At 68.1% G+C, this 15657-nt stretch carries 15 protein-coding genes; all 15 read right to left on the bottom strand.

What is annotated here, in order from left to right; genetic code table 11:
• Positions 1 to 412: 412 nt before the first annotated feature.
• Complete coding sequence (locus tag E1202_RS29745) at positions 413 to 904, bottom strand: pyridoxamine 5'-phosphate oxidase family protein (RefSeq protein ID WP_207918992.1); 492 nt, start codon at positions 902 to 904, stop codon at positions 413 to 415.
• A gap of 5 nt (positions 905 to 909) precedes the next feature.
• Complete coding sequence (locus E1202_RS29750) at positions 910 to 2223, bottom strand: MFS transporter (RefSeq protein WP_132686635.1); 1314 nt, start codon at positions 2221 to 2223, stop codon at positions 910 to 912.
• Positions 2224 to 2247: 24 nt separating this feature from the next.
• On the bottom strand, positions 2248 to 2784 hold the full coding sequence (locus E1202_RS29755; RefSeq protein ID WP_165944029.1) for a nuclear transport factor 2 family protein: 537 nt from the start codon (positions 2782 to 2784) through the stop codon (positions 2248 to 2250).
• A 461-nt stretch (positions 2785 to 3245) separates the two neighbouring features.
• Complete coding sequence (locus E1202_RS29760; RefSeq protein WP_132686637.1) at positions 3246 to 4499, bottom strand: cytochrome P450; 1254 nt, start codon at positions 4497 to 4499, stop codon at positions 3246 to 3248.
• A gap of 376 nt (positions 4500 to 4875) precedes the next feature.
• Positions 4876 to 5919 (bottom strand): LLM class flavin-dependent oxidoreductase, encoded by a 1044-nt coding sequence (locus tag E1202_RS29765; RefSeq protein ID WP_132686638.1) that lies wholly within the window; start codon positions 5917 to 5919, stop codon positions 4876 to 4878.
• Between the two features lie 179 nt (positions 5920 to 6098).
• Positions 6099 to 6872, bottom strand: a complete 774-nt coding sequence (locus E1202_RS29770) for an enoyl-CoA hydratase/isomerase family protein (RefSeq protein ID WP_132686639.1) — start codon at positions 6870 to 6872, stop codon at positions 6099 to 6101.
• The gene (locus E1202_RS29775) at positions 6862 to 8472 is read right to left on the bottom strand and encodes an AMP-binding protein (RefSeq protein WP_132686640.1); all 1611 of its coding nucleotides are present in this window, start codon (positions 8470 to 8472) and stop codon (positions 6862 to 6864) included. The genes E1202_RS29770 and E1202_RS29775 overlap by 11 nt, the downstream gene beginning before the upstream one ends.
• A gap of 47 nt (positions 8473 to 8519) precedes the next feature.
• Positions 8520 to 10217: an FAD-dependent oxidoreductase gene (locus E1202_RS29780; protein ID WP_132686641.1), complete on the bottom strand. Its 1698-nt coding sequence runs from the start codon at positions 10215 to 10217 to the stop codon at positions 8520 to 8522.
• Between the two features lie 102 nt (positions 10218 to 10319).
• Positions 10320 to 11156, bottom strand: a complete 837-nt coding sequence (locus E1202_RS29785; protein ID WP_132686642.1) for a mycofactocin-coupled SDR family oxidoreductase — start codon at positions 11154 to 11156, stop codon at positions 10320 to 10322.
• Positions 11126 to 12817: an FAD-dependent oxidoreductase gene (locus tag E1202_RS29790; protein WP_132686643.1), complete on the bottom strand. Its 1692-nt coding sequence runs from the start codon at positions 12815 to 12817 to the stop codon at positions 11126 to 11128. The genes E1202_RS29785 and E1202_RS29790 overlap by 31 nt, the downstream gene beginning before the upstream one ends.
• A 50-nt stretch (positions 12818 to 12867) precedes the next feature.
• A complete protein-coding gene (locus tag E1202_RS29795; protein ID WP_165944030.1) occupies positions 12868 to 13698 on the bottom strand; it encodes a mycofactocin-coupled SDR family oxidoreductase in 831 nt (276 codons plus the stop codon).
• 82 nt (positions 13699 to 13780) lie between these two features.
• Entirely contained in the window at positions 13781 to 14392 is a 612-nt protein-coding gene (locus E1202_RS29800; protein WP_132686645.1) for a nuclear transport factor 2 family protein, read from the bottom strand.
• A 1-nt stretch (position 14393) separates the two neighbouring features.
• Positions 14394 to 14828 (bottom strand): acyl-CoA thioesterase, encoded by a 435-nt coding sequence (locus E1202_RS29805; RefSeq protein WP_132686646.1) that lies wholly within the window; start codon positions 14826 to 14828, stop codon positions 14394 to 14396.
• Positions 14825 to 15253 carry a MaoC family dehydratase gene (locus E1202_RS29810; RefSeq protein WP_132686647.1) on the bottom strand — a complete coding sequence of 143 codons (429 nt, stop codon included), beginning with the start codon at positions 15251 to 15253 and terminating at the stop codon, positions 14825 to 14827. The genes E1202_RS29805 and E1202_RS29810 overlap by 4 nt, the downstream gene beginning before the upstream one ends.
• The coding region (locus E1202_RS29815) for an FAS1-like dehydratase domain-containing protein (RefSeq protein ID WP_132686648.1) at positions 15253 to 15657 on the bottom strand (405 nt) is incomplete at its 5' end. The genes E1202_RS29810 and E1202_RS29815, both read right to left, overlap by 1 nt.

The following is a 15657-nucleotide window of genomic DNA, read 5'->3' on the forward strand; positions in this document are numbered from 1 at the left end:
TGGCGGCGTGAGAGTTGTGGATCTGCGCCTTCCACGTGCAGACCGTGCTGACCGTGCGGTCCCTCCTTGGTCCCCGGCACACATCGTTTCAGCATTGGATTCATTCACCACTAAGTCTCCCGTATGCAGAGATCAGCAGCTAGAGCAGCATGGGCCACACCTGGTGCACACCATCGACGAGAGCCCGCTCACCGACGTCGTCGGGGGCGGAGACGTGGACGCCGCGTGCCCAGCCGCCTCGACCGGTGCGTTGGCGGGAACTACCTGTCGGAGGTGACGCTCGAGCGCGCAGCGGACACGGTACTCGGTGAGAAGCCACTGGCCACCACACTGCCGGAGGGGAGCGACGCTGGTACCGCCTCGGCGGACACCGGATACGCTTCTCGCTCGAGACGGCGTCGTGCAGTGGCCATCACGGAGCGCTCCCGCCGCGACCGTCGCCAGGGAGCTTTCGCGAGTCGTGACTCACCGCCACGCGCACCGGCCGCAATTCGAACACGACGCGGTTTTCGCTGTCGAGCAGGGAGAAGAACGCGTCCCGGTCGTCCACCGAGAGCCGGTCACCGAGCGCGCGGTAGAACCAGTGCCGGGTCGCCTCGTCGACGTGCGCATGCGCGAGGCACCGCACCGAGACCATCCGGCGCCCCGAAAGATGAGTTCCTGTCGCCGAGATCACCAGGGAGATCCTCGGGTCGCGTCGGAACGCCTTGGCGTGCGCTCGATCCGATACTGCCGTCACCCAGAACGCGCCGTCGTGGCGCACGTAGCTCATCACGACGCCGCTGGCCCACCCGGTGTCGCTGGTGAAGCTCACCACGGCCTCGGTCTGCGCCTGGATCAGCTCGTCGATGCTGCTGGAACTGCCGCGGACCGACTGGAGGTTCTCAAGATCGTCGATGCCCACCCGGCTCACTTCTCGACCACCGGCTCGCGCACCGCCTCCGACGTCATCGGCGCGCCCCTGTCGAAGAACATGGTCACCACGCCCACCGCGGCAGGCAGGAGGAACGCGTAGAAGCTCCACTCCACGCCCACGTTGGCGGCCATCACCCAACCGCCGACGAGCGGGCCGAGCACTGCTCCCATCTTGCCGATGCCCATCATCACGCCGAGCGCGGACGCGCGGACATCCGCAGCGAATTGGGTGGCGGCGTAGCCGTTGAGCACGACCATGGTGCCGTTGGCTCCCACACCGGCGAGCGCGACCGCGAGGTACAGCGCCGCCGTCGGCGGATTCATGCTCATGAGCAGCAGCGAGACCACCGCGGTGGCGAAGCCGCCGATCAGCACGATCCGGCCACCGACCCGGTCTGCCAGAGCCGAAAGCACCAGCGCGCCCACGATGGCACCGAGCGACAGCGCCACCAGGAACTGAAGCGCCGGCCCGAGCGGATAGCCCGCGGTGCGCATGATCTGCGGAAGCCACGTGTTCAGCCCGTAGGTGAGCAGCTGGCCGATCAGGCATGCGACCGCGAAGACCATCAGCAGCGCCACGTAGGGCGGGCGGAACAGGCGAAGCACGCCCTTGGCGGTGGTCCGGGTGTCCGGGTCGGTGGCCGACTCAGTCACCGGCAGTCCGAACCGCTCGGCCACCTTGTGCGCCTCAGCCGTTTTTCCCTTGGCCGCCAGGTATTCCACCGATTCCGGCAAGAACTTCCACGCCAGCGGCACCAGGAGCACCAGCGGCAACGTGCCGATCGCGTACATGATGCGGAAGCCGTAGTCCTGAACCAGCGCGATCGCCAGCAGCGAAGCCAGGATCGCGCCGATGGAGTAGCCGGAACAAGTCATGGCGTTGAAGAAGTTGCGGCGGCCCTTCGGGGCGAACTCGACGGTCAGCGCCACCGCCGTGGGCAGCACGCCGCCGAGCCCGATCCCGGCGAGCAGCCGGAAGAGGCCGAAAACCTGCGCGTTCGGCGCGACCGCGCACGCGCCCATGAACAGCGAGAACCACACGATGCTGGCCAGCATCATGCGGCGACGCCCTATCAGGTCGGTGACCAGGCCGCACACAAGCGTACCCACCAGCATTCCGACCAGGGCATAGCTGCCGATCACCCCGGCGAGCACCGGAGTCATGTGCCATTCCTCGTAGGCCAGGATGCTGGGCAGGGTCGCGCCGTAGACGATGAGGTCGTAGCCGTCGAACACCACGGCAGTGAAGCAGATGGCGACCACCCACAGCCCCCTGCGGCGTTGAGCCTCGGATTGCACGCTCGCCATTGAGCCCTCCTGATTCGTCGTGCGCTAAAGACCCTTGGAGTCACGCCAAGTCGAGAGGGTCTCCGGGATGTCTGCCGGTGCCGGCTCCGCGCCAGGCCAGCGCTTGCGGAGTTCTCCCGCGTAGATCTCGGCCAGCTCCTCCGTCGGTGCCGCGTAGATGAACTGGATGTCACGGCGGCGGAACCGCCACTGTGCGTCTTCTCGCACGTAGTCGTCGTAGTAGCGGAATGCGCAGAGCAGCCGTTTACCGAGCAGCGACAGCTCGGCGGCACCCGTGGCGAGGCCGCTCGCGTGGCCGTCGTCGAACCACGTGATCAGCAACGACTGGGGAACGTGAATGCTCGGCCCGTAGGACGCGGTCTGCTCGCACAGGTAATTCACCACCGCGTTGCGGCCGCGCACGATCCGGTCGCGGCCGTCGAACTCGGCGTCACTGGCGTAGAGCTCGGACAGCGTCGCTGCGTCCCGGTCGTCCACCGCCACCGCGTAGCGGGCGACGAGACGGTGCAGCTCCAGCTCGTCTTCGACCCTGCGCAATCTTTCCTCAATGCCTGCGGACATCCACGCCTCCTCGCGCCCCATCGCTTTTCCTTATCATCGTTATACTCAATAAGGGCTGTCAAGTCGTGTCCGCAGGGCGCACGGTGCACGTCGGTTGTTGCGCGTTGGCAAGAAAAGCGAGCACACCGTCCACGGCGAACAGTTCCGTGAGCACGTGCTCGAGCCGGTCCGCGTATGTCCTGCCGATCGATCTCGACGAGCAGAATCCGACCAACGGTCAGCACGGACGGACTGCGCTGGTGATGGCCACAAATCGCACGACGACACCTCGGCAACTTGCGCACGCGTGATCAATCCAGGGAGCCGGCGAGGTTCCCTGGACACGACTCAATGTCGTGAAGTTGGCGTGCATTGAGCACCCGAAGCGCAGCCGCACCGGTGTGGGTGCTCGACACGGCCGTGGCCCGCGGAGAAACCCGCGCCGCGGACACCAGCCTCGGCGTGCGATGCACCGGACGTGGCTACGACGCGCGGGGGAACAGCGGGGACGCCAGGCGGCGCTTCCCGGGCGTGAAGCTGCACGGGATCGAGTGGTAGCCCGCGTTGGTGCCCTGGTCCGGATACCGGACGATGCCGTCGACATCCACCACGTAGTCCGGCATCCGCTCCAGCACTTGGCCGATCATGGCGCGAGCCATCGCACGCCCGAGATGCGATCCCGCGCACCGATGAATGCCAAGACCGAACGCCATGTGCTTGTTCGGCCACCGGGTGATGTCGACCTCGTCGGGGTCGTCGAACTGCCGCGGGTCGCGGTTCGCCGACGCCCAGCTCATCAGCGCACGGTCACCCGCGCGCAGGTGCGCTCCTCGGAACTCCGCGTCCCTGGTGACCGTGCGGGCGAGCGCCTGCGTCGGGGAGAAGACCCGGAGGAACTCCTCGACCGCGACATCGATCATGCTCGGGTCGTCGATGAGCCGCTGGCGCTCGCCGGGGTTCCGGTAGAGCCACACCAGGGCTTGGGTCACCAGCGAGGCCGTGGTGCCGACCCCACCTGAGATGAGCAGTTCCAGGATCGAGTAGATCTCGTCGTCCGTCATCTTCCTGTCGTCGACCTCGGCTGCGAGGAACGCGCTCGTGGCGTCGTCGGTGGGCTGCTCCCGACGAGCGGCGATGTGGGCGCGGACGGTCTTCTCCACCCAGGGAACCGCAACATCCCTCGCGTGCGCGTACTCGGCCGAGTCGGGCGGCGCGGAGACGAGCGTGTGCATCGCGTCCACGTAGCGCTTGTACTCCGAGGCGTCGAGGCCGAGCCAGTCCACGGTCACCGCGGCGGGAACCCCGGCCACGAACGCGAGATCGGCCTCACCGGTCTCGATGATCTCGTCGATGAACCCGGTGACGAACTTGTCGATCACGTCGGTGAGCCGACGCACCGCGGCCGGCGAGGTGACGGCGTTGACCGCCTTGCGGTAGCTCCGGAACTGCGGCGGGTCGAGTTCGATCGGGATGTGGAAGGCGGTCGGAGCCTTCGGGATGATGATGGCCAGCCCCTCCCCGCCGTGCTCGGACCTGGCCGATGAGAACAGGTCGTCGTCGCGCGAGGCTTCGAACACGCTCGGGTAGTCCGAAAGCACCCAGAACCCGCCGTGGGCGTCGGTCCAAGCGACCGGGCACTCCTCGCGGAGTTCGCGGTACGCACCCACGTGATCGGCGGCGTGCTCAGCAGAGTGGTGATCGAAATGCACGATCGGACAACGAGGTTGCTCGGTCACAAACATCACTCCTTGGAAACTTCCCTGATAATAGTTATCGGCAAACCGGCGTCAAGGGTTCCTCCTCGCCCCAGCCGATAACTCCCGTGACGCGGTTTTCGACCCCAAGGACCTGAATCCAGAAAGGAATCCGCTCGCCATGAAATGCCAGGTGGGACGACACCCGCACCCCGAAAAGGTCTGCACCAAAGCCGAACCGTCGCCCTGATTCGGAAGGCGGTCGTGACACTTCGAGGAATTGAGTCGATCTCCGACGAGAAGAACCAAGCTGTTGCCGCGCGACAATATGAAGGCTTTTCCGGTTCCATTGCCGGGCATCTCGCAGACCTCGCACCCCGAGACCCTTCTCGCCCGATCCCCCCGCGAGCACGAGCCCTCACGCCGTCTTCGAATCGAGGAAGTCCGCGAAGCTGCGGGGCCGCAGATCGCGCAGCGGAGCCACGATCTCCCGGCCCACCTCGTCGAGGTAGGCCGCCGTCTGCTCCGCATCCATCCCCGGCCAGTGCGGGCGAATGAGCAGCGGGCCGATGGGCAGCTCCTCGGCAATGCGCGCGATCTGCGCGCGGCACTGCGTGGGATCACCGAGGATGACGTGGTCCTGCACGGTGGACGCGAACTCACCCCGGACCGCGTCCTCGTCCAGCAAGGTCATGCCGCGGCCGGCGTAGGCCTCGTACTTGCCCCGCGCCACTGCGGCGAACCGCGTGACGGCGTCATCGAAGTCCGAACCGATCATGAGCTCCCGCCGCAGCGGAAGCGGAGACAGCTCCAGCCCCCGACTCATCCGCTCCTCGGCGTAGAGCTCGATCAGAGATTTCACCTGGTCCACCGTCTGCTGAGGAGTGATCGTCCAGACATCGCCGTGCCGGGCGGCGCGGCGCACGCCGGTCTCCTTCATGGCGCCGAGCCAGATGGGTGGACGCGGTTGCTGGAGCGGGTGGACGTGCGTCGGCGCGTCTTCGATGGTCCAGAACCGTCCGCGATGGGTGACGCGCTCCTCGGACCACAGCCTCGACATCACCTCGATCAGCTCTTCCAGCAACTTGTAGCGCTGCCGGAAGGGCACCCCCATGGCCTCGTATTCGGCGGGGAGGTATCCGGTTCCAATCCCGACGACGAGACGACCTCGGGTGACGACGTCGAGAGTCGCGAGCTCCTCACCGAGGATCACCGGATGGTGGACGGGGCCGACGAGGACCGTGGTGCCGATCTTGACGTGCTCGTCCAATTCCGCTGCCAGCCGCGCGAGCAGCGGGATCGGCTGGAACCAGCGGTATCCGTCGTAGAGGAAGTGCTGACCGATGGTCAGATAGGTGAACCCCGCGCGCTGAGCCGCCTCGACCTTGCGCAACATCAGATCGAGGTGTTCCGCTGGCGAGGAACCGACCGGCTGGTCCCCCATCAAGATTCCGAACTCCAACGCAAGCTCCTCATCACGTCGCGGGTCACGCTTCGCCAGGTCGGCGGGTTCTGCGATCTCAAGGTGCGCCCAATGCCACTGCCGAAAGTGGAGCACAACGGCATTATTTATGCCTACCATTATACTAGTTTTGCGGCGAAGGGGGAACCCTCGGACCGAGTTCGCGGAGTATCTGGCCGTCAGGCTCCGCTCGCCCTGGACTCGCGGAAGGCCTTGACCGCGTCCCGGTGCTCCTCGGTGCCGAACAGCAGTGCGGTGGCCTCCACCGATTCGTTGAAGCCACCGTCGGTGTCCCGGTTGATGAACGCCTTCGCACACCGCACGGCCAGAGTGGGGCGGGAGGCGATCTCCGCGGCCAGCGACACCGCTTCGGGCAGCAACGACTCGTCCGGGTGCACCTCCTGAACCACCCCCGCTCGCTCCGCTCGCTCGGCGTCGACATCCCTGCCGCTGAGTGCCAGGTAGCGCGTCCAGTGCCGGCCCATCACCGCAGGCCCCCGCACCACGCCGAAGCCCGGCATGAGCCCGACCGCCGGTTCCTTGAAGGCGAACCTGGCGGACCGTCCCGCCAACACCACGTCGCAGGCCAGGGCGAGTTCGGTGCCGCCGCCGTAAGCCAGCCCGTTGACCGCGGCGATGACCGGAAGCGCGCATCGCTCCACCGCGTGGAACGCGTCGTACACCCGTCGCAGGTGCGGACGGGTCCGATGCACGTCGCCGTCCAGCCCGGCGAACATGTCGATGTCCCCGCCGGCGGAGAACGCACGGCCGGCGCCCGTGATGATCACGGCGCGGATCCCATCGCCCTCCTCGCCGAGCCCGTCCATCACCTCGCGGAGCTCGCGGAACCACGCCTGGTCCATCGCGTTGAGCTTCTCCGGCCGGGACATGGTCAGCTGCAGCACGCCGGGGTGCGGCTCGGTCCGCGTGAAGCGGGTCAGCTCAGCAGTCATCGAGATTCGCCTCCCGGTCCCAGGTGTCCGCGGTGACGCCTTCGGCCTGCAGCTTGTACTTCTCGACCCGCTGGCTCGGGGTCATCGGCAGCTCCGGGAGCACGCGCACGTACCGCGGGAGCGCGAAGGAGGTCAGCGAACCCGAGCAATGCGCGATCAGCTCGGCAGGGGCCAGCGATCGCCCCGGTGCGAGCACGACCGCCACCATCACATCCTCCTCGGACACCTCCGAGGGGACTCCGTACGCAGCGGCCTGGGCCACCGCCGGGTGGTCGGACACCACCCGCTCGACCTCCCACGAAGAGATGTTCTCGCCGCGACGGCGGACGGTGTCCTTGATCCGGTCGAGGAAGGTCAAGTACCCGTCCTCGTCGAGCCGTCCGCGATCGCCGGTGTGGAACCACAGGTTCCGCCAGCTCTTCGCGGTCGCCTCCGGCATCGCGTGGTAGCCGTCGAACATCCACCCCGGTTCCACCGGGCGCGCGACGATCTCACCCGCTGCCCCGGGCGGCAGCGGTTCGTCGCGTTCGTCGACGACGGCCACCTCGTAGTTCGCCGAGGCGGAACCCGCCGTACCGATCTTTCGCCGGTGCGGCGGCATGTCGGTGACGATGGAGACCTCGGTGCTGCCGTAGATCTCCGTGAGCCGCACGGCGAAACGGCGCTCGAACGAGGCGAAGATCTCCGGTGGGCAGGGCGCGCCGAAGCCGAGCCGCACCGGGTTGTCGGCGTCGTCCGCGCGAGGTGGTCGTTTGTGGAGGATGCTCATCATCGCGCCCTGGTAGTTGAAGGCCGTCACGCCGTGCTCCCTGCAGCGGTCCCAGAACCGGCTCGCGGAGAACGTCCGGTCCAGCACGAGGTCGGCTCCCGCTTCGATCGCGGCCATGACGCTGCAGTACCGGGCATTGCTGTGGAACAAGGGGAACACGCTGTACAGCCGGTCCTCCTCCGTGTAACCCAGCAGGTCGACCGTGTGGCGAGCCAGGTTGACGTTGGCCCGGTGGCTGAGCAGCGCGCCCTTCGGAGGCCCGGTCGTGCCCGAGGTGTAGAGGATCACCGCGGTGTCCGTGGGATCGACCGGTCCCAGATCACCCAGGGGCTGATCGGCGAGAGCGGGCAATCGGTGCCGGACGAGGCCGGCCGGGTCCAGCTCGCTTCCCCCACCGCAGTGCTCGTCCCCGTCCTCGCGGTGGACGATCAGATGCACCAGGGAGTCGACACCGGCCACGCACTCCCGCACCCGCGATTCGAACTCCGCGTCGCAGACGATCGCCTTGGCACCAGCGTGTTCGAGGAAGTAACGCAGCAGGTAGGAGCCGCTGGCGACGTTGAGCGGAACCTCGACGAGACCGGATTTCGCGAGACCGAACCACACCTCCAGACACGCGACGCTGCTGCGCATCAGCACGCACACGCGATCCCCTCGACGGAGTCCGATTGCAGCGAAACCGCCCGCCACCCGACCGCTGACCTCGTCGAGCTCCTGGTATCCGGTCCACTGCCCCGCCACCAGAACTGATGCCGAAGGGGCGCGCTGGGCGGCTTCGCCCAGCCACTCCCCTATCGTCCGCGACCCCCCGCGCGCCCGCGGTCCCGTCATCTCGTCTTCCCTCCCTGACCCGGTACCAGCTGGTCGACCACGCGCGGCTACGGCGTTGGCGCGCCGCCGAGTGCGTTCGACACGAGGTAGGCGAGGGTGACACCGCGACCGAGCGCGAATCCGCTGTTGTAGCCAGAACCAGTGGTGGTCAGCGCCGCGCACGAACCCACCGCGAAGAGGCCGTCGATCACCTCGCCGCCGGTGTCGAGGACGTGACCGTCCCCGTCGATGTGCACACCGCTCGATCCGATGCCCGTCCCGACGAACTTCAGCCGCAGCCCGTGGAACGGCGGCTTGACCAGCTCGCCGAGCACCGGGCTCGGCTTGTTGCCGGGGTCTCCGGCGAAGCGGTTCACGTAGGTGACAGTTCCCCTGCCGAAGTCCGGATCCTCGCCTCGCGCGGCGTTCTCGTTGAAGTGCGCGACGGTCGACTCGAACCGCTCGGCATCGATGCCCAGCGCCTGCCCCAGCTCGTGCAGCGTCGGCCGCGAGGTGACCCACCCCTCCGGATACGTGCCGCCGGGCGGGGTCGCCGCGAGACCGTACTTCTGCCGGTGCTGGTCGTCCCAAACCAGGAAGAAGGGCAGGTGCCGGTCGTCGGGGTCCAGCGTCTTCGCGACGATGTCGACCCAGTACGAGTCGTTGCAGAACCGCTGGCCTCTCGCATCAACGATCATCGAGTGCGGCATCGCGTACTCGGGGCCGTATCCGTAGCCGGTCCCGACCTGCGAACGCCAGCCGGGCAACATCGGCACGCTCGTCGCAGGGATCCTGGCGACCGCTCCGCCGACCGACCGGGCCAGCTTGATGCCGTCGCCGCGCAGGCTCTCGGGCGCAACGCTGCCGAAGTCCTCGGGCTCGATCCCCACCATCTCGCGCACCAGGTCGGGATCCCAGTCGTAGGTGCTGGTCGCCAGCACGACCGGGCCGCGCACCTCCGCCGGCCCGTCGGGACCGTCGGCGCGGACACCGACCACTCTGCCGTCCTCGTGGAGCAGCTCGGTCACCGGGTGGGACGTGCGGATGTCCACGTGCTGCTCCTTCAGCAACCTCGCCAGGAAGCTCGCCACGACGCCGGTGCCGAAGGTCAGCGGGTCGTCGCCGCGGTGCCGTCCCGTCTTCCGCACGCCGTCGGCGACCCCGAACGCCGGAACGCCGGCGTGCGTGGCGACCTCCTCGTCCTCGACGGAATCGTCGACGTAGGCCGCCCGCCGGCCCTTGATCAGCATGTCGTCGTAAGTCGTGCCCACCGGGAAGTACGGGCTCACCCGGAGGTGCTGCCGCCACTCGCCCAGCGCGCTGCCGTCGACCAGTTCGTTCGTGAGGTACCGCCCCACGGGCAGAGCGCCATCGGCTTCGTCGTGGTAGTCGGCGAGCTGGGGAATCACCTTCCAGCGGATCGCGCCGACGTCCTCCCAGTGCTGGATCGCCTTGGGCGCCGTGGTGATCCAGCGCAGCATCGCCCGCTCGTCCAGGACCTCAGGCGCAGCGCGCGCGATCGCGCGCACGTAGCGTTCGGTGAGTTCCAGCGAATCCTCGATGCCCTCCCGCTCCGCGACGGGGTTCGCCCCGCACCAGACCTGACCGCCGGAGAAGGCAGCGGCACCGCCGACCTGATCGGCTGATTCGAAGATCACCACGCTTCGCCCGTGCAGGGCGGCCCCGAGCGCCGTCGCGATGCCCGACAGGCCGGCTCCCACGACGATCACCGGCTCCGCCGGACGTGCTCCCGGGCTGACTCCCATGACCGCACCTCTCCATCCAGACATTTGACCGTAATTATTATCATTGATTTTCGGCGTCAAGTGATCCCGGAATGTCCGCGCGATCCCGCGCAGTTGGCGGGCTCAGCCCGCGTTGGCGGCATTCGCGCCCGCGGCGACCGCGATCGTCTCGCCGGTGATGTAGCGCGCCTCGTCCGAGCACAGGAAGACCATCGCGGCCGAAACATCGGCCGATTCGACCCACGGCACAGGCATCGCGTTGACACCTTGGAACAAGGGGGCGACCTCCTCTCGCGTGGGGTGCTCGACATCGGGCATGAACAGCTTGTACGCCGCCTCGTTCTGGATCATCGTGGTGTCGACACCGGTGGGGCAGACAGCGTTGACCGTGATGCCCAGCGAAGCGACCTCCTGGGCTAGCGACTTGACCAAGCCGATCAGCCCCCACTTGGTCGCGGAGTAGTGACCGACGTTCGGGTAGCCCATTTTCCCCGCCATCGACGAGGTGGCCACGATGCGCCCGGCCCCCTGCTCGGTCATGACGGGCAGGACGGCCCGCAACGTGTGGAAGGCCCCGGTGAGGTTCGTGTCCACCATCTCCGACCACATCCGATCGTCCATGTCCGCGATCGTCGAGAACGTGAAGATGCCCGCGTTGGCCAGGCAGAAATCGATCCGGCCCAGATCCGCGCGGACCTGCTCGACGAACGCGGTGACCTGCTCGGGATCGCGCACGTCGACGGTCTCGGCCCTGCAACGCCTGCCCAGGCCGGTGACCAACCGCGCGGTCTCGTCCAGGTCGCTTCGCGTCGACATCGGATAGGGCACGCTGTCCAGTTGCGCGGCGATGTCGCATATGGCGATGTCGGCGCCCTCGCGGGCAAAAGCCAGTGCGTGCGAACGCCCCTGGCCCCTGGCCGCACCTGTGATCACAGCGACTTTGCCGTCGAACTTTCCCATGTTCCCTCCCCTGATTCGTGCCTGCGCACCGGTCGTCGACCGGCCTCCTCAACGGCCCGCCCGCCCGCGCGATAACCGAACACGAGCGCGGGCCCGAGCGTTCCGCCCGCTCCGCCGTAGACCATTCCCGTCGGTCCGGCCATCGCGTTGCCCGCCGCGAACAGGCCGGGAATCACCGAGCCGCGGACGTCGAGAACCTCACCGTCCACAGTGGTGCGCGGCCCTCCCTTGGTGCCCAGCGCGCTGGCAACGATCGGCACGGCGTAATAGGGCGCCGCGTCCACCGGGCCCAGCGTCGCCGAAGGGCCTGGGTACGCGGCGCGGTCGCCGCACCACCCGTCGTACGCGCTCTCGCCCCGGCCGAAGTCGACGTCCCGCCCCGAAGCGGCCAGGCGGTTCCAGCGCCGAACCGTCCCCGTGAGCCCCTCAGCATCGATGCCGACTCGCTCGGCCAGTTCGGCCAGGCTCGGGGCTCGGACGATCCAGTCCGGTGCGGGGCCTCCCGGCGGCGCGCCGAATCCGCCGTAGCAGCGGACGTACTCGTGGTCGAACACCAGCCAGCACGGCTGGTTGACGTAGTCGAACCGCGTGGGATCGAACTGGTGGAACGCACCACCGAGCGCGTTGTAGTTCGCGGCCTCGTTGGTGAAGCGCAAGCCACTGGAGTTCACCATGATGGACCGGGGAAGCGTGCGCTCGCGCAGCACGAGGCTCACCACCGGACGCCCGTCGGGATGCCTTTCCGGCAACTCGACGACCGGAACCCACCACGCCTCACTCATGTTGCCCAGCATCGCGCCGGCCTGCATGGCCATGCGCAGGCCGTCGCCGCTGTTGGTCGGCACCCCGGGCGGCATCCTCATCGGGCCGCGCAGGAAGTCCCGCACCAGCTCCGGATCGGACTCGAAGCCACCGGTGGCGATGACCACCGATCCAGCGCGCACCTCCGCTGGGCTGCCCGGCCCCTCGAACCGGACGCCGCTGACGCGCCCGTGCTCGAACATCAGCTCCCGCGCTTGCGCCCCGACCACCGGCGAGACCCCGTGGTCGAGACACCCCCGGAGCAACGCCCCGACCATCGCGCGGCCAAGACCTTCGAGCTTGCGCTCGTGCCGCTGCCGTTCCACCTCCCGGTCCAGCACGCCGGTGCCCCCGCCGATCGGTGTCTCCGCAACCAGCATCGGTCGCGTGACCCCGACGATGCGATCGTTCCAACCTGGAAGGCGGTCGAAGGAGAACAGCTCGGGCTCCAGCGACCGGCCCCCTCCGGACTTCCCGCCCGGGTTCTCCGGGTGGTAGTCCGGGAACCCGGGTACGAGGCGGAGCTTCAGCGGGGTCGACGAGTCCAGCCACTCCACGAGCTCCGGTCCGGTGCGCACGAACGCTTCGGCGAGCTCGGGAAGAATTTTGCCGTGCGACAAGGACTCCAAGTATCCGAGTCCCTGTTCCTCCGAGTCCGCGACCCCGGCCTCCGCCGCGCGCGGATTGGCCGGGATCCATGCCACCCCGCTGGACAACGCGGTCGTCCCGCCCACGAGGTCGCCCTTCTCGAACAGGCCCACGCGAGCGCCGGACTGGGCCGCCACCAGGGCGGCGACCAATCCCGCCGCCCCGGTGCCGAGCACAACCACGTCGTAGGAACCTGCGTGCTGGTCGGTCATGAGCCGAACTCCCCGATCGTCTCTCGTCGGCGCTGCACGAGTCGCGCCCCTTACTTGACGTAGGCCCCCGCGTCCACGGGAAGGGTGGCCCCGGTGACGTAGCGCGCCTCGTCGGAGGCGAGGTACAGCACGGCGTTGCTGATGTCTTCCGGTTCCACCCACGGGACGGGCATGGAATTCATCGCCATGAATCCGGGAATCGACTTCTCCTGACTCGGTTCGGGATCCTCCGGCGCGAACAGTCCGTAGACCCCCGGATTCTGGATCATCGTCGTGTTGACGTTGGTCGGGTGCACGGTGTTCACGCGGATGTGGTGCGGCGCCAGCTCGTTGGCGAGTGTGCGCATCAGCCCCACGATGCCGTGCTTGGCCGCCACGTAGTGCCCCACGTTCTGGACTCCCTTGAATCCGCCGATGGAGCTGGTGAACACGATCGACCCGCCGTTGCCCGCTTCGATCATGCTCGGAATCGCCGCGGTCGCCGTGTGGTGGACGCCGGTGAGGTTGACGTCGATCATGTCCCGCCACTCGTCGGCTGTCAGCTCCCAGGTCTTGCGGAACGCCGTCGCGATCCCGGCGTTGGCCACGACAGTGTGCACCGGTCCGAGCTCGGCGACGCCGTGGTCGAAGGCCTTCTGGAGCGCACCGAGGTCTCGGACGTCGGCCTTCGTGGCGACAACCCGGCGGCCGAGCGCCTTGACCTCCTTCGCCGTTTCGGCGAGGTCGTCTTCCGTGGCCAGCGAGTAGAAGGGCGTGACGGTGCGGATGTCCTCGCAGATGTCGACGGCGATGATGTCGGCCCCCTCGGAGGCCAGGCGCACAGCGTGGCTGCGCCCCTGCCCCCGTGCCGCACCGGTGATGAAAGCGACCTTGCCTGTCATCCGTCCTTGCACGAGATGCTCCTCTCTGGATTTACCGCGCTCAGCGCGGTGCTGCGTCCCGGAGTCCGCGGGGAGTGCCGCGTCAGCTGTGGAACTCGGCCCAGGTGGACAGGTTTTCCGGGTAGTCCGCGGCGGTGGCGCGACCACCGGGCCACCGCATCCGCTCCGCCCTGCCGAGTCCGTCGACGAGCTGGTCTGCCGGGAGGGCGTACTTGAAGGTCAGCGACCGGCGCGCGAAGAGCCAGCGGTCGTCCGCGCAGCGGTATTCATCCTCGTACCGGAACGCGGCCAGCACCGTACTGGAATCCATCACGAGCTCGGCGTGGCCCGCCGCCCATCCCACCGCCCGCCGGCCGGGAAGCAGCTGGACCACGTGGGAGTCCGGGGTGTGCACCATCGATCGGTTGGCTCGCATCGCCTCGGTGTAGGCCGCGCGGAGCGCGTCGCGACCGGCGGCCGCCTTGCCCCGCCGCTCGAACACACCGTCCGCTGTGAACATGTCCAGGAGCGCTTCCAGGTCGTAGTCGTCGACCGCGCGGGTGTACAGCACGGCGAGATCCCGGATCGCCTCCCGATCCCGCATGTCCCGCAGCATCGCGAGGTGGGCCTCGACGTCGTCCTGCCCGGGGTGATCGACCGTGGTCTGGGCGCGCACCGTCGCCGCGATATCGCCCGTCGGGAGTTCTCGCGCCATGTCAGCCTCCTGCGGGGACGGAGAAGTGCGGGCCGGGCAGGGATTCCAAGACTCGACGCAGCGCGTTTGGGACCTGGGTCTTGGACCAGTCGAGTCCGCGGCACACGTAGGCCATGCGTCCCCGGGTGATCAGCTCCCCATCCCTGGTGAACTCGTAGCCCACGGAGTACGAGGTGGTACCGATGTGATCGAGGACCAGGTGGCAGGTGAGCCGGTCCAGCACCTTCGCCGGCCGCAGGTAGGACGCACCGGAACTGACGCCCACGGTGATGATGCCCAGCTGATCGGGCAGCTCCCCGCTTCGGAGGCCGTGCGAGGACATCCACGAGGTGTAGGCCCGCTCCATCCAGCGGTAGTAGATGGCGAAGAACGCGATCCCCACCGTGTCGCAGTCGCCGTAGGTCAGCTGGAACTCCAGCTCGTCGTGCCGTGTCACGTGATCTCCTCGTTCGCCGGCCCGACTACGACGGTGGCGGTACCGCTGAGGACCGTTGCCCCGCCCGCCACGTCGAGCGAGACGTCGCAGTCCGCCAAGGTGATTCCTGCTTCTGCGCGCACACCGGTGACCACACCGCCCGCGCTGAGCTCGTCCCCGGCGAAGACGTTGCCGCGGAAGCGCACTCGGAATCGGCGCAAACGGTCGTGCCCGCCGCTCCAGGCGGCCAGCATGTTGAGCACGTAAGCCATGTTCAGCGGGCCCTGGTTGATCGGGCGCTCACCCATGCCGAGGACCCGGACGACCTCGGCGTCCCAGTGGATCGGATTGGGGTCGGCCAGCAAGGCCGCCGTGGTCTTCATCTTCTCGGCGCTGACCGCGGACACCCGCCATTCGGGCAACCGCGCACCGACAGTGACCTCCATCAGCCCCTCCGCGGGAAGACGATCGAGTTCCAGCAGGTCGCAACGTGCACCCCGTCGGCCTTGTCGCGCAGTTCGAGCTCGTACCCGACGAGGTCGAACGCACCTGCGGTCCGCCCGGACTTCCGGGCCGCGGAGGTGATCCCGCCGCTGACCGCGTAGGTCCCCCCGACCACCAGCGGCCGGTGGATGGACGTCTCGTGCTCACCGAACATGGGGCCGTCCGCCGCCGTCGAGCCGAACCACGCGAACAGCTCGTCCCAGCTCAACCCCATCGCACAGGTGGCGGCCATCCAGACGAACAGGGGGTGCGCCACCGTCCCGCCGGGCTCGTCCAACGCGACATCCGCGACCAGCCACGCGCGCCACGGCTCGATGACGAACTCCCCGCCCGGGAAGCGGCGCCC

Source organism: Saccharopolyspora karakumensis (genome assembly GCF_004349225.1).
Classification (GTDB): domain Bacteria; phylum Actinomycetota; class Actinomycetes; order Mycobacteriales; family Pseudonocardiaceae; genus Saccharopolyspora; species Saccharopolyspora endophytica.

Coding starts and splice junctions, on each gene's coding strand:
- E1202_RS29750 (WP_132686635.1), bottom strand. CDS start 2,223: ATGGCGAGCGTGCAATCCGAGGCTCAACGCCGCAGGGGGCTGTGGGTG.
- E1202_RS29755 (WP_165944029.1), bottom strand. CDS start 2,784: ATGTCCGCAGGCATTGAGGAAAGATTGCGCAGGGTCGAAGACGAGCTG.
- E1202_RS29770 (WP_132686639.1), bottom strand. CDS start 6,872: ATGACTGCTGAGCTGACCCGCTTCACGCGGACCGAGCCGCACCCCGGC.
- E1202_RS29775 (WP_132686640.1), bottom strand. CDS start 8,472: ATGACGGGACCGCGGGCGCGCGGGGGGTCGCGGACGATAGGGGAGTGG.
- E1202_RS29780 (WP_132686641.1), bottom strand. CDS start 10,217: ATGGGAGTCAGCCCGGGAGCACGTCCGGCGGAGCCGGTGATCGTCGTG.
- E1202_RS29785 (WP_132686642.1), bottom strand. CDS start 11,156: ATGGGAAAGTTCGACGGCAAAGTCGCTGTGATCACAGGTGCGGCCAGG.
- E1202_RS29790 (WP_132686643.1), bottom strand. CDS start 12,817: ATGACCGACCAGCACGCAGGTTCCTACGACGTGGTTGTGCTCGGCACC.
- E1202_RS29795 (WP_165944030.1), bottom strand. CDS start 13,698: ATGACAGGCAAGGTCGCTTTCATCACCGGTGCGGCACGGGGGCAGGGG.
- E1202_RS29800 (WP_132686645.1), bottom strand. CDS start 14,392: ATGGCGCGAGAACTCCCGACGGGCGATATCGCGGCGACGGTGCGCGCC.
- E1202_RS29810 (WP_132686647.1), bottom strand. CDS start 15,253: ATGGAGGTCACTGTCGGTGCGCGGTTGCCCGAATGGCGGGTGTCCGCG.